At 71.3% G+C, this 12,885-nt stretch carries 12 protein-coding genes and 1 pseudogene; 12 read left to right on the top strand and 1 reads right to left on the bottom strand.

Features of this window, described 5'->3' with window-relative positions; all coding sequences use genetic code 11:
• From GTY56_RS27620 to GTY56_RS27610, 3 genes and pseudogenes are all read left to right on the top strand, one after another.
• Window positions 1-279: pseudogene (locus tag GTY56_RS27620) on the top strand (MEDS domain-containing protein); the annotation flags it as partial.
• A 90-nt stretch (window positions 280-369) separates the two neighbouring features.
• Window positions 370-855: an ATP-binding protein gene (locus GTY56_RS27615; RefSeq protein ID WP_161368013.1), complete on the top strand. Its 486-nt coding sequence runs from the start codon at window positions 370-372 to the stop codon at window positions 853-855.
• Between the two features lie 103 nt (window positions 856-958).
• A complete protein-coding gene (locus tag GTY56_RS27610) occupies window positions 959-2,275 on the top strand; it encodes an Nramp family divalent metal transporter (protein WP_161368012.1) in 1,317 nt (438 codons plus the stop codon).
• A gap of 16 nt (window positions 2,276-2,291) precedes the next feature.
• Here GTY56_RS27610 and GTY56_RS27605 read toward each other — a convergent pair whose 3' ends face one another.
• Window positions 2,292-3,980, bottom strand: a complete 1,689-nt coding sequence (locus GTY56_RS27605) for a chitinase (RefSeq protein WP_161368011.1) — start codon at window positions 3,978-3,980, stop codon at window positions 2,292-2,294.
• Between the two features lie 378 nt (window positions 3,981-4,358).
• Here GTY56_RS27605 and GTY56_RS27600 point away from each other — a divergent pair, with 378 nt between their 5' ends.
• The 9 genes from GTY56_RS27600 to GTY56_RS27555 all read left to right on the top strand — a co-directional run bounded on the left by GTY56_RS27600 (window position 4,359) and on the right by GTY56_RS27555 (window position 12,874).
• On the top strand, window positions 4,359-5,192 hold the full coding sequence (locus GTY56_RS27600) for a hypothetical protein (RefSeq protein ID WP_161368023.1): 834 nt from the start codon (window positions 4,359-4,361) through the stop codon (window positions 5,190-5,192).
• 74 nt (window positions 5,193-5,266) lie between these two features.
• Complete coding sequence (gene cpaB, locus GTY56_RS27595) at window positions 5,267-5,974, top strand: Flp pilus assembly protein CpaB (RefSeq protein ID WP_161368010.1); 708 nt, start codon at window positions 5,267-5,269, stop codon at window positions 5,972-5,974.
• Between the two features lie 9 nt (window positions 5,975-5,983).
• Window positions 5,984-7,216, top strand: a complete 1,233-nt coding sequence (locus GTY56_RS27590; protein WP_161368009.1) for a CpaE/TadZ family protein — start codon at window positions 5,984-5,986, stop codon at window positions 7,214-7,216.
• Window positions 7,217-7,218: 2 nt separating this feature from the next.
• A complete protein-coding gene (locus GTY56_RS27585; RefSeq protein WP_161368022.1) occupies window positions 7,219-7,608 on the top strand; it encodes a pilus assembly protein in 390 nt (129 codons plus the stop codon).
• A gap of 1 nt (window position 7,609) precedes the next feature.
• The gene (locus GTY56_RS27580) at window positions 7,610-7,966 is read left to right on the top strand and encodes a TadE/TadG family type IV pilus assembly protein (protein ID WP_161368008.1); all 357 of its coding nucleotides are present in this window, start codon (window positions 7,610-7,612) and stop codon (window positions 7,964-7,966) included.
• Between the two features lie 25 nt (window positions 7,967-7,991).
• Entirely contained in the window at window positions 7,992-9,329 is a 1,338-nt protein-coding gene (locus GTY56_RS27575; protein ID WP_033311235.1) for a TadA family conjugal transfer-associated ATPase, read from the top strand.
• A 9-nt stretch (window positions 9,330-9,338) separates the two neighbouring features.
• A complete protein-coding gene (locus GTY56_RS27570) occupies window positions 9,339-10,283 on the top strand; it encodes a type II secretion system F family protein (protein ID WP_161368007.1) in 945 nt (314 codons plus the stop codon).
• 15 nt (window positions 10,284-10,298) lie between these two features.
• Window positions 10,299-11,186 (top strand): DUF5936 domain-containing protein, encoded by an 888-nt coding sequence (locus tag GTY56_RS27565; protein WP_161368006.1) that lies wholly within the window; start codon window positions 10,299-10,301, stop codon window positions 11,184-11,186.
• Window positions 11,187-11,203: 17 nt separating this feature from the next.
• Window positions 11,204-12,874, top strand: coding sequence for a sensor histidine kinase (locus GTY56_RS27555; RefSeq protein ID WP_237525058.1), 1,671 nt, complete (start codon window positions 11,204-11,206; stop codon window positions 12,872-12,874).
• Window positions 12,875-12,885: the final 11 nt, after the last annotated feature.

The following is a 12,885-nucleotide window of genomic DNA, read 5'->3' as shown; positions in this document are numbered from 1 at the left end:
CTGCCCGCCGCCGACGCCGAGCTGTTCGCCGCCGCCGTGGCGGAGACCGCGGCGGCCCTCGCGCCCCTCGGCGGTGCCGCCCTGCTGTGGGGCGAGGCCCCCGCCTGCGTCTGCGAACTGCGCTCGGCCCGGCGCCTCGACGACCCGCTCGCCGGCTTCGTCCCGCCGGCCGCCGGCCCCGAACCGGGGCCGGGGCTGTGGTACGCGCGTCAGGTCTGCGCCTATGTCGACATCCGCGACGACGCCGGGGGAGCCACCGTCCGCCTCCAGTACGCATAGCCTCCGGGGGGCTTCCACCTGCACAAGCAGGTAGGGGATCGGGTAGTCCTCCCCCTGCGCAGGACCGCCCCCGGGGACCACCCTGGACCCATGCTGCAACTCTCCGGGCGGCACCTCCCCGACCCCGACGCCCGCTACGGCCCGTTTCCGCAACCACCGCTGGGAGCAGGCCACCTGCGGGTCGAGTACGCACCCCGGCCCGCCGCCGTGCGCGAGGCACGCGCGGAGGTCCGCAGGCAGTTGGAGGGGTGGGGGCTCGCCGAGCGCGGTGAGGTCGCGGACGTGGCCGAACTGCTCGTCGGGGAACTGGCCACGAACGCCCTGGTGCACGCCGGGAGCCGCTTCCGGCTCACGCTCTTCGCCGCGCACGGCGTGCTGCGCTGCGAGGTCGCCGACGGCGAGCGCCGCGTGCCGCGGGTGCTGGACGCGGGCGCCGCCGGGGAGAGCGGCCGTGGAATGTTCCTGGTGGACGCACTCGCCCAGCGCTGGGGCTGCCACCGGGACGGGCCGGGCAAGACCGTGTGGTTCGAGCTCGGCACGTGCGGGGCGGACGGCTGTGGTCGGCGACAGCCGTGACGCCGCCGCTGGGCCTGACCGGGCAGGGTGTCCTACGGGCATCGGGTGAAGATCCGGTCAGGCCCTCTTGTCCCGCGGGCGCCTTTGGGCTTACTTGACCTGCATGGCGGACACCACGGGAAACACCACGGACCATGAGGCTCCCCAGCCACCCCCCATGCGCAAGGCGAGCTGGAAGTACATCGGCCCGGGCATCGTCGTCGCGGCGACCGGTGTCGGCGCCGGTGACCTGGTCGCGACGCTGATCGCGGGCAGCAACTTCGGCTACACCCTCCTGTGGGCAGCGGTCATCGGCTGCCTGGTGAAGATCTCCCTGGCCGAGGCTGCGGGCCGCTGGCATCTGTCCACGGGCCGCACCCTGTTCGACGGCTGGGCCAGCCTCGGCCGCTGGACGACGTGGTTCTTCGCGGTCTACGTCGTCGTCTGGGGCTTCGTCTACGGCGCGGCGGCGATGTCGTCGAGCGCGCTGCCGCTTCAGGCGCTGTTCCCCGACGTGATGGACCTCAAATGGTGGGGCATCGCCTGCGGTCTGGTCGGGCTGGTCTTCGTCTGGTTCAACAAGTACGCGGTGTTCGAGAAGGTCATGACGGTCCTGGTGGGCATCATGTTCGTGGTGACGGTCTACCTGGCGATCCGGGTCACGCCGAACATCCCCGACGCCTTCGCCGGACTGCTGCCGGTCCTGCCGGACGAGAAGGACTCGATCCTCAACACGCTGGGCCTGATCGGCGGCGTGGGCGGCACGATCACGCTCGCGGCGTACGGCTACTGGGTCAACGCCAAGGGCTGGACCGACACCGGCTGGATGAAGGTCATGCGGCTGGACAACCGCGTCGCCTACGCCACGACCGGCATCTTCGTCATCGCCATGCTGTTCGTCGGCGCGGAGCTGCTCCACTCGGCGAACATCGCCATCGCGAGCGGCGACAAGGGCCTCATCCAGCTGGGCGACATCCTGGAGGAGGAGTACGGCTCGGCCACGGCGAAGTTCTTCCTCATCGGCTTCTTCGCCACGTCCTTCACCTCGCTGATCGGTGTCTGGCACGGCGTGAGCCTGATGTTCGCCGACTTCGTGGCCCGCCTGACGGGCCGGGGCCAGGCCAAGGGCGAGGAGGTTGCCTCGGGGACGCGCGAGCGCTCCTGGCCGTTCCGCGCCTACCTGCTCTGGCTGACCTTCCCGCCGATGATCCTGCTCTTCGAGGGCCAGCCCTTCCGCCTGATCATCATCTACGGCGTCCTCGGCGCGGCCTTCCTGCCCTTCCTCGCCGGCACGCTGATCTGGCTCCTGAACTCCCCCCGCACGCCCCGCGAGTGGCGCAACGGCCCGGTGAGCAACGTGATGCTCGCCGTCGCGGGGCTGCTGTTCCTGATCCTGTGCGTCAAGCAGATCTGGGACCAGCCGTGGGGGGAGTTCCTCTAGGGCGACGGGACGCCGGCTACGGCAGCGCGTCCACGTGCGGTCCCACGGCGTCGGACCACGCGTTACCGGAGGTGGCGTCCCAGTTGGTCGACCAGGTCATCGCGCCCCGCAGGGCCGGGTACGTCCGCGGCGGCTTGAAGCTGCCGCAGTTGGTGGCCCTGGTCAGACAGTCCAGGGCGTTGTTGACCACGGCCGGCGACACGTAGCCGCCGCCCGCCGCCCGGGTGGAGGCGGGCAGGCCGAGCCCGACCTGGGAGGGGGCCAGGCCGTTCTCCAGCTGGATGCAGGCCAGGGCCGTCAGGAAGTCGACCGTGCCCTGGCTGTAGACCTTGCCGTCGCAGCCGAGCATGGAACCGCTGTTGTAGTACTGCATGTTGACGACGGTGAGGATGTCCTTGATGTTCAGCGCGGTCTGGAAGTAGGAGTTCGACGTCGACTGCATGTCGATGGTCTGCGGCGCCATCGTGATGATCAGCGACGGGCCCGCCTTCGCGGACAGGGCGCGCAGCGCCTGCGTCATGTACGTCGCGTTCAGGCCGTTCTCCAGGTCGATGTCGACGCCGTCGAAGCCGTACTCCTGCATCACGGACCAGACGCTGTCGGCGAAGTTGGCCGCCGAGGCGGCGTCGTTCACGCTCACCGTGCCGCGCTCGCCGCCGACCGAGATGATGACCTTCTTGCCGGCCGCCTGCTTGGCCTTCACGTCGGCCTTGAACCGGTCGACGGTGTAGCCGTTCAGCCCGGCCGAGTCGAGGGTGAACGACACCGCGCCCGGCGTGCTCGTGGCGTCCGCGAAGGACACCGCGATGATGTCGTAGTGGGCGGGCACGTCCGAGATCCGCTGCACGGCCGCGCCGTTGTTGAAGTTCTGCCAGTAGCCGGTCACCGCGTGCTTGGGGAGGGCGGGGCCGGGGCCGGAGGTGTTGTTCGTGGTCCCCGTGACGGCCGCCGACTTCGGCGACTCACCGGCCGCGTTCGTCGCCGTGACCTGGAAGGAGTACGAGGTGGAGGCGGTCAGCCCGGTCACCGTCGCCGAGGTGCCGGAGACCGCCGTGATCTTGGTGCCGTCGCGGTGGACGGTGTAGCCCGTGGCACCGGCGACGGTGTTCCAGGCGAGCGACACCGACGAGGACGTCGTGCCGGAGACGCGCAGTCCGCCCGGTGCGGCCGGGACCGTGGGACCCGGGTCGGTGCCGCCGCCCCCGTCGGGGCCGAAGACCGACACGTCGTCGGCGTAGTAGGCGGCCTGCCCGTACCAGCCGTGCGTGTAGACGGTCACCGAGGTCGTCGAGGCGCCCGTGGTGAAGCTCGTCGACAGCTGCTTCCAGGAGGCGGAGTCCGGGGTCCAGGTGGACACGTCCGTCGTGCCGGTGCCCGTGACGCCCAGGTAGGCGTAACCGCCCCGCACCCAGGCGCCCAGGCTGTACGTCGAGTCGGGCTTCACCCGCACGGTCTGGCTGCACCGGGCGTTGTCCTGACCGGCGGGGGTCGCCCGCAGCGCGGCCGTGCCGGTGCGCACCGGCGAGGAGACCGTCGAGCCGCTGCCCGCCGAGCAGGTCCAGTCGCTCAGGCCCGCCTCGAAGCCGGCGTTCCTGGCGTTGTTGACGTCGGCGGCGTTCGCCTGGCCGACGGTCGTGAGAGTGAGGGCCAGGGCAGCCGTGACGGCACCCGACCAGAACCGCAGGGATCGTTTGTGTGGGGACATGACAAGAAAATGGTCCAGACCAAAGGGGCTGTCAAGAGGTCCAGACCAACCGGTCGGGCATCCGGCCGGTCGAGCGGGAGTCCGCCGTCAACACAGGGCCCGCCGGGTCCACCGCCCGGGACGGCCCAGAGCTCCCCTGGGCCGCCCTTGCGACCGGCAAGATGCTCAACCTGCCCCGTTTTGACGCATCTTGTGCAACGGCAGTTGCTCCCCAGCTACACAAACGCTGTTCTCCGGTCACAGAGCCGTGGTTACAGTGCTGAGGTAGTCACGCAGTGAAGTCGACACGGTGCGCCGGAGTGACACGCGGCGTTCCGACGGGCATGGGGAAACGGGGAGCTGCGCGTGCCAACTGCCATTGCCGTGACCAGCGCCGACATGGCGCTGCCACCACAGGACGAACGCACCCTGCCCGCCGTCGTGCTGCGGGACGTCGAACGACGCCCCCTGGAGCAGGTCCTGGCCGAGATGCAGGCCCTCGTCGAGCACCACGGCCATGTGATCGTGGTCTGCTCGCAGGCCGCGCCCACCGCGGTGCAGCGACGGCTGCACACCCTGCGCTCCCTCATGGAGAGCGACCGGATCGCCCTGTTCCGGCCGGACCTGCCGCCCCTCGGACTGGCCGTCCTGGCCCGCCAGTTACGGCAGCTCGCCTCCTGCGACATCAGCCCCGGCGTGCTCGCCTCCGCCGGCCGGCTGCTCGTCCACTACATCCACGCCGGCGCGCTGCTGGGCTCCGTGGCCCGCCTCGACCGCGTTCCCGTCGGCCTGAAGTCGCACGCCAAGTCCTGGATGCCCGGCAGCCAGTTCGGCGTCCTGGCCCATCCCGAACCGCACCTCGTCCGGATCACCCCCGAAGCCGCGCTCCCCGGCCCCGAGTTCGGTACCTGGATGCTTGTCGCCAAAGGCCAGCTCCCGTCCGACTGGGTCACCACCACCCTCGCCCCCTCCTGGAAGGTGCAGGGGCTGCGCGAGACCCGGTTGCCTGCCGAGTCACCCGGCTGGTGGGGCACCGGCAAGCTCGTCGAGTTCTGCAGCTACCTGCCGGACCTGTCCGTCCTCTACCAGCTGGTCACCTCCGTCCGGCGCAGCCAGTGCCACTGGTGCGGCATCGACGTCATCGGCGACCGGTGCGTGTTCTGCTCGGCCACGCCACCCGTCCACGACAGCCCGCCTCCCAAGCAGCTGGAGAACCGGACGGCCGTCGGGTGAGGCCTGACACCGCTCGTCAGCACTGTTCCGATCCCGCCCGACCGACCGATATTCCCAACGAGGTTGTCCGGTTCATGAACTCCCGTCAGCGCCGCGGCGTGATTCTCCTGCTCCTGTCGGTCGTCTGCGCCCTCGGCGCCTTCGCCGGCGTGCTCTCCGTCATCAGTGACGTGAAGTCGAAGGTCGGCCCCGAGGTCACCGCCTACCGGCTGAAATCCGACGTCCCGCCCTACACCACCCTCAGGACGGGGCAGTTCGAGAAGATCAAGATGCCCGAACGGTGGCTGTCCGGCAACGCGGTCACGGATCTGCGGGAGATCCAGGGCAAGATCGCCGTGACCACGCTGGAAGCGGGCTCCCTGCTCCAGTCGGACATGATCGTCCGCCGGCCGGCGCTCCAGCCCGGTCAGCAGGAGGTCGCCATCATGATCGACTCGGCGACCGGCGTCGCCGGCAAGATCACGCCCGGCGCCGCGGTCAACGTCTACGCCACCTTCGAGGGCGCGCGTGAGGGCGACCCCGATCAGTCGAAGATCATCGTCACCAACGCCAAGGTCCTCGACGTCGGCGAACTGACCGCGCTCAAGCCCGACGAGGGCAACCGTACCCAGCAGCCCACCGACGCCGTCCCGATCACTTTCGCGCTGTCCGCCCTCGACGCCCAGCGCATCACCTACGCCGAGTCGTTCGCCAAGCGGGTCCGGCTCGCCCTCGTCGCGCCCGGCAGCGACACCACCGTCCCCGAGCGGGACCGGACGTACGAACTCGCGAAGGACAAGTGAGAGGCTGCCATGCCCACGAGGATCCTCCCGGCAGTCGGTGACACGGACGCGGTCCGGTCCGTCACGACGCTGCTCAGCCAGCTCCCGGACGCCGAGCCCGTCGCCCCCGTGGTCGACTCCACCCAGCTCATCGACACCCTCGCGCGGCTGGCCGCCGAATCGGTCGACGAGCTGCCGGAGGTCGTGATCGTCCACGAGAGGATCGGCCCGGTCCCCGCGCTGGAACTGATCCGCGAAGTGGCCCTGCGCTTCCCGGCCGTCGGCGTCATCCTCGTCACCTCCGACGCGAGCCCCGGCCTCTTCCAGGCCGCCATGGACTACGGAGCCCGCGGTCTGGTCGCCCTGCCGCTCAGCTACGAGGAACTCGCCAGCCGCGTCCAGGCGGTCGCCCAGTGGTCCGTCGGCGTACGACGGCACCTGGGCGCCGGCGGCGACGTCTTCACCGGCGTCGGCGGCACCGTCGTCACGGTCAGCGGCGCCAAGGGCGGCGCCGGGACCACCCTGACCGCCATCCAGCTGGCCCTGGCCGCCCAGGCCTCCGGCCGCAGCACCGCCCTGGTCGACATGGACCTCCAGACCGGCGACATCGCCTCCTACCTGGACGTCCAGTTCCGCCGCTCGGTCGTCGACCTGGCCGCCATCACCGACATCTCCCCGCGCGTCCTGGCCGACGCCGTCTTCCGCCACGACTCCGGCCTCGCCCTGCTGCTCGCCCCCGCCGAAGGGGAACGCGGCGAGGACGTCACCGACCGCGCCGCCCGGCAGATCGTCAGCGCCCTGCGCTCGCGCTACGAGGTCGTCGTCATCGACTGCGGCGCCCAGCTCGGCGGCGCCGGGGCGGCGGCCGTGGAGATGGCCGACCGGGCCCTGCTGATCACCACGCCGGACGTGGTCGCCGTACGGGGCGCCAAACGGGCCTTGCGGATGTGGGACCGGCTCCAGATCCGCAAGGCCGAGGAGACGACCGTCGTCGTCAACCGGCACAGCCGCGCCACGGAGATCCAGCCGCCCCTCATCCAGAAGATCACCGGCACGGCCGTCGCGGCCACCGTCGTCCCCGCCAACTTCAAGGAGCTCCAGAGCGTCGTGGACGCGGGGCGGATCCACGAACTGGAGAACAAGAGCTCGGTCAAGCAGGCCCTGTGGGGCCTGGCGGGGGAGCTGGGGCTGGTCAAGGCCGTGGACGGCGGCCACAAGGGGGGCCGCGGGCCGGTAAGCTTCCGGCGCAGGAGGGAGTCGTGACCATGCGCTCGGTTCTCGCACCCCCGGCCTTACGGGACCGGGGCCAGGTCACCATCGAGTTCCTCGGCATGACCCCGACCATCATCGTGACGCTGATCGCGCTGTGGCAGGTCGTCCTCGTCGGCTACACCTTCACGCTCGCCGGCAACGCCGCGGACGAGGCGGTGCGGCAGGCGACGGCGGCGGAGCCGGGCGCGCGGCAGGGCGCGTGCGAGGCGGCGGGGCTCAAGCACCTGTCGGAGGCGTGGCGCTCGGGCGCCGAGGTGACCTGCGGCGGCTCCGGCTACGTCACGGCCGACGTGAACCTCCAGGTCCCGATTCTCTTCCCGGGCACGCTGTCCTTCCCGTTCACGGTCCACGGCCACGCCGGCGCGGTCGAGGAGGCGGACTGAGATGCCGTACGCACGCAAGGCCCGCGACCGCGGCCAGGTCGCCATCGAGTACATCGGCTTCCTGCCGATCCTGCTGATCGTCGCCCTGGGGGCCGTGCAGCTCGGCCTGATCGCCTACACGGCCCAGCAGGCGGGCACGGCGGCCAGGACGGGGGCGCGCAGTGCGTCGCTGGAGGGGCCGCACGAGGCGGACTGCCGGGCGGCTGTGAGCAGTTGGCTGGCCGACCGGACCAGCTGCCCCGCCTCCTTCGGCGCGGACGAGGTGACCGTGACGGCCACCGTGCAGATCCCGTCCCTCGTGCCGGGCTGGGACTTCGACCCGGCCGTCAAGACCGCGACGATGCCGCTCGACCACTGAGCACCGAGCTAGGAGCACCGCACTCATGAGCCTGCGAGCACGCATCAACACCCCCGAGGAGAACGGCAACCGGGGCGAGGACGGCCACATGGTCGCCTCCTACCGGGCCAAGCTCCTGGAGGAGATCGACCTCGCGGAGATGAGTTCCCTGGCCGCCGCCGAGCGCAGGGCACGGCTGGAGCGCGTGCTCGGGCACATCATCAGCCGTGAGGGCCCGGTCCTGTCAACGGTGGAGCGCTCGCAGCTGATCCGCAGGGTGGTCGACGAGGCGCTCGGCCTCGGCATCCTGGAGCCGCTCCTGGAGGACGCGTCCATCACCGAGATCATGGTCAACGGCCCGGACGCGATCTTCGTGGAGCGCGGCGGCCGGGTCGAGCAGCTGCCGTTGCGCTTCGCCTCCAACGACCAGCTGATGCAGACCATCGAGCGGATCGTCTCGACGGTCAACCGCCGCGTGGACGAGTCGAACCCGATGGTCGACGCCCGCCTGCCCTCCGGTGAGCGCGTCAACGTCATCATCCCGCCCCTGTCCCTGACGGGCGCCACCCTCACCATCCGGCGCTTCCCGCGCTCCTTCACGCTCCAGGAGCTGATCGGCCTCGGCTCGCTCGACGAGCCCATGCTGTACCTGCTGGCGGGCCTGGTGCAGGCGAAGTTCAACATCATCGTCTCGGGCGCGACCGGCACCGGGAAGACGACCCTGCTGAACGCCCTGTCGGGCCTCATCCCGCAGGGCGAGCGCATCATCACCATCGAGGACTCCGCCGAACTCCAGCTCCAGCAGCCCCACGTGATCCGCCTGGAGTCGAGGCCTCCGAACGTCGAGGGCAAGGGCCAGGTCACGATCCGCGACCTCGTCCGCAACTCCCTGCGCATGCGCCCCGACCGGATCGTCGTCGGTGAGGTCCGCGGCGGCGAGTCCCTCGACATGCTCCAGGCGATGTCCACCGGCCACGACGGCTCCCTCGCCACGGTCCACGCCAACAGCGCCGAGGACGCGCTGATGCGGCTTCAGACCCTGGCGTCGATGTCGGACGTGGAGATCCCGTTCGTGGCGCTGCACGACCAGATCAACAGCGCGGTCGACGTCATCGTGCAGCTGACCAGGTTCGCCGACGGGGCCCGCCGCATCACCGAGATCGCCCTGATGGACAGCCACGGCAGCGACCCCTACCGGCTGGTCAGCGTCGCCCGCTTCAACGCCCGGCCGATGACCTCCGACGGCCGTATCCACGGGGCCTTCGAGTACTACCCCCTCCCGCGCCGCACCGCAGACCGCCTCTACATGGCGAGCCAGCCCCTCCCGCAGGCGTTCGGCATCGCCCGGTCGGCGGACCAGCTAGCCACCCGAGAAGCCAGGTAGGACCGACCGATGGAACTGCAACAGCTCATCACGCTCACCACCGGCATCACCCTGCTGACCTGCGTCCTCGCGGTCGTCGGCCTGCACTCCTACGCCATGGGCAAGGCACAGCGGCAGGCGCTGGTCGACCGCCTGTCCGCCACCGGCCAGATCCCGGCGGGTGGCAGGCGCCGCAACTTCCGCGGGATCGACCGCCGTCTGCGGCGCACCAAGCTCGGCAAGAAGCTGGAACTGCGCCTGGCGGCGACCGGCCTGGACATCACCCCCGGCGAGTTCTTCGTCTACATGCTCGCCACGGTCGCGGGCCTGTGGCTGATCGGCCAGGCGGCCCTGGCCCCGTTCTTCGGCCCCCTGGCGGGCCTCCTGGGCATCGGGGTGGCGGTCCAGTTCCTCAACTGGCAGCGGCAGAAGCGCATCGAGAAGTTCATCAACCAGCTTCCCGAGATGGCCCGCATCCTCGCCAACGCCACCCAGGCCGGCCTCGCCCTGCGCACGGCCATCGGCATGGCCGCGGAGGAGATGGAGGCTCCGGCGGGCGAGGAACTCGGCAAGGTCTCCGCCCAGCTGGCGGTCGGCGCCTCGATGGACGACGCGCTGGGCGAACTGGCCGACCGTCTGCCCTCCCGCGAACTGGTCGTCCTCGTCACCACACTGGTCCTGTCCAACCGGGCCGGCGGACAGGTGGTCAGTGCCCTGCGCAACCTGACGGAGACGCTGGAGGAACGCAAGGAGACCCGGCGTGAGGTCCGCACCCAGCTCTCCCAGGTCAGCATGACCTCCTACGCCGTGCCGGTGCTGGGCGTCGGCTCCCTGTTCCTCATGAACGGGGTCAAGGACGGCGCCCTGGACCGCATGACCGGCTCCGCCTTCGGGCAAGGGGCGGTCGTCATCGCCTTCTCGCTCTACGCCGTCGGCTTCGTCCTCATCCGCCGCCTGTCCCGCATCGACGTCTGAAGTCCGGAGGCAACCATGGGACTGCTCCTCGCCCTGCTGATGGGCCTCAGCGTCTGGGGCGTCTTCGCCGGCATCCGCATGTACCGGGCGGAGGCCAAACTGCCCGGCGACCTCGCCCTGGCCCTGGAGGTCGGCTCCACCCGCACCGGCGCGGTCGACTCGGTCATCGACCGCCTGGGCATGCGCTACGCGCCCGCGGTCCTGCGGCTGATGGGCCCCAAACAGGTGGCCAGGTACCGCCGCAAGATCGACCTCGCGGGCAACCCCGGCGGCCTGACGATCGACCGGTACGCGGCGCGGCGGGCGGTCTACGGCTTCCTGGGCGCCGTGGGGTTCCTGGTCTTCCTCATGCGGGGCCAGCTGCTGGTCGCCCTGCTCCTGCTGGCCTTCGGAGCGTTCTGGACGGAGGTCGGCATCTGGTCGGCGATCCGCATCCGCAAGGACGTCATCGAACGGACCCTGCCGGACTTCCTGGACGTCCTGGCGGTCGTGGTGAGCGCCGGCCTCGGATTCCGCCAGGCGCTGGACCGGGTCGCCTCCCGCTACGAGGGTCCCTGGGCCGACGAACTGCGCATCACCCTGCGCCAGATGGACCTCGGCATGAGCCGCCGTCAGGCCTTCGCGGAACTGCGCCGGCGCAACGACTCCGAGCAGGTGGCGATGTTCGTGACGGCGTTGCAACAGGGCGAGGAACTGGGCGCGCCGATCGTCGACACGCTGGTGTCCCTCGCCAAGGACATGCGCCGCACGGACGCGCAGAACGCCCGCCGCAAGGCGGCCCGGGCCGTCCCCAAGGCCACGATGATGATCACGACCTTCATGGTCCCGGCCACGATGCTGCTGCTCGGCGCGGGCCTGATCCTCGGCTCGGGCACGGACTTCGGCTCCGTGACGGGCAAGTAGGGGGAGGAGGCGACGTCATGCCGATGACAGGGGAGCGGACGGGGGAGCGGACCGCGCTGCTGGGGCGTCGCCGTCGCCGTGCCGAGCGGACACCGGAGATCACGACGCCTCCGGCGGGGACGGTGCTGCCGGCGCATGTCCGCACGGGCGCGCCGGACGTACCGGTGACGTCCGTGACGCCCGCGCTGCCACCGGGATGGGAGGCGGCCGGAGGGCCGACGGCGCAGATGAACGGGGGCGGGCGTCGAGAGGCGGAGGCGGACCGGGGCTCTGCGGCGGAGGCCCCTGTGCGGGGGCCGATGCCGACGGCTGACGGCCCACGGCAGCATGCTCACGGTCGCTCTGCCCCCGATGCCGCCGCGCCCCCGCAGGAGCCGCCCGCGCCCGGCGACGACGGCCGCGCGAGCGGCCCGGCCGAAGGCCCGATCCCTGCCACCGGCCCGGCCGGTGCCACGAGCCCCGCGATCGACATCCAGGTCAACGCCCTGCAAGCCATGTGCCGCCAGGTCTTCGGCTTCCGCCTTGCGATGATCGCTCTCGCCACCCCCACCGCCCTCGTCAACGCGAACGACGGCCTCCCCACCCGCCTCGTCGGCGCGGCCGTGGTCGTCACGTTCATGACCTCCTACGTCCTCTTCAGGGACTGGGAACGCTTCGGCCCGCTCCTGTTGCGCCATCCCTCCCTCCTCGCCGCGGACACCCTCTTCGGCGCCCTGCTCCTCATCGCGGCCGGCCCCGACAGCACCCTCGCCTACGTCAGCGTCTGCACCCCCCTCCTGGCGGGCCTGGTCTACGACTGGCGCGGGGCGGCCGTCTTCGCCTCGCTCCAGGCGCTCCTGCTGCTCCTCATCCACGCGGCACAGGAGGACCCGGCCCCCGGCATCACCGAGTCCGCCCTCCTGCCCGGCCTCTGCGTCATCGCCGGAGCCGTCGGTTCCAGCCTGCGCAACCTCATGCTCCGCTTCGGTGCGGCCACCCAGGCCCTCACCACCGTCCAGGCCCGGCTCGCCGTGACGGAGGCCGTCAGCGCCGAACGCGCCCGACTGGCCCGTGAGATGCACGACTCGGTCGCCAAGACCCTGCACGGCGTGGCCCTGGCAGCGGACGGCCTGACCACCTCGGCGAACGCCGACCGCATGGACCCGGCCCTGGTGCGACAGCAGGCGGCTCTGGTCGCCCGCTCGGCCCGCCGGGCCGCCGCCGAATCCCGGGAACTCCTGGCCGACCTGCGCCGCGAATCGGACCCGTCCCAGGCCACGGACGTCCTGGTCGAACTGGCGGCCCGCACCCGTGACTTCAGCACCCGCACCGGCCTGACGGCGGTCTACCGCCCCACCGGCGCCCACACCGTGCCGCCCGTCCCCCCGGCGGTGGCCCGCCAACTCCTCACGATCGCCTCGGAAGCCATGGAGAACGCCCACCGCCACGCCCGCCCCACCCGAGTCGACGTCAGCGCGGGCGTCCACGGCGACCTGCTCCGCATCAGCGTCTACGACGACGGCCGCGGCCTCCCGCCGGGCACCACCCTCGAACAACTGCGCAGAGCGGGCCACTTCGGCCTGGTCGGCATGGTCGAACGCGCGGCCTCCGTGGGCGCCCGCATCCGCATAGGCCGCGGCGGCCACCCCCAGGGCACGGAGGTCCGCGTAGAACTCCCCCTGGCCGCCCTGACCACCCCCACCGCATGACCCCACGACCC

The organism is Streptomyces sp. SID5643, from assembly GCF_009872555.1.
GTDB lineage: Bacteria > Actinomycetota > Actinomycetes > Streptomycetales > Streptomycetaceae > Streptomyces > Streptomyces iakyrus.
This window is presented reverse-complemented; position numbering and strand designations above follow the sequence as displayed.

What these genes read in the sequence shown, in the direction of transcription:
- GTY56_RS27610 (WP_161368012.1), top strand. Translation starts at nt 959, where the DNA reads ATGGCGGACACCACGGGAAACACCACGGACCATGAGGCTCCCCAGCCA.
- GTY56_RS27605 (WP_161368011.1), bottom strand. Translation starts at nt 3,980, where the DNA reads ATGTCCCCACACAAACGATCCCTGCGGTTCTGGTCGGGTGCCGTCACG.
- GTY56_RS27615 (WP_161368013.1), top strand. Translation starts at nt 370, where the DNA reads ATGCTGCAACTCTCCGGGCGGCACCTCCCCGACCCCGACGCCCGCTAC.
- GTY56_RS27580 (WP_161368008.1), top strand. Translation starts at nt 7,610, where the DNA reads ATGCCGTACGCACGCAAGGCCCGCGACCGCGGCCAGGTCGCCATCGAG.
- GTY56_RS27555 (WP_237525058.1), top strand. Translation starts at nt 11,204, where the DNA reads ATGCCGATGACAGGGGAGCGGACGGGGGAGCGGACCGCGCTGCTGGGG.
- cpaB (WP_161368010.1), top strand. Translation starts at nt 5,267, where the DNA reads ATGAACTCCCGTCAGCGCCGCGGCGTGATTCTCCTGCTCCTGTCGGTC.
- GTY56_RS27590 (WP_161368009.1), top strand. Translation starts at nt 5,984, where the DNA reads ATGCCCACGAGGATCCTCCCGGCAGTCGGTGACACGGACGCGGTCCGG.
- GTY56_RS27600 (WP_161368023.1), top strand. Translation starts at nt 4,359, where the DNA reads ATGGCGCTGCCACCACAGGACGAACGCACCCTGCCCGCCGTCGTGCTG.
- GTY56_RS27565 (WP_161368006.1), top strand. Translation starts at nt 10,299, where the DNA reads ATGGGACTGCTCCTCGCCCTGCTGATGGGCCTCAGCGTCTGGGGCGTC.
- GTY56_RS27570 (WP_161368007.1), top strand. Translation starts at nt 9,339, where the DNA reads ATGGAACTGCAACAGCTCATCACGCTCACCACCGGCATCACCCTGCTG.
- GTY56_RS27585 (WP_161368022.1), top strand. Translation starts at nt 7,219, where the DNA reads ATGCGCTCGGTTCTCGCACCCCCGGCCTTACGGGACCGGGGCCAGGTC.
- GTY56_RS27575 (WP_033311235.1), top strand. Translation starts at nt 7,992, where the DNA reads ATGAGCCTGCGAGCACGCATCAACACCCCCGAGGAGAACGGCAACCGG.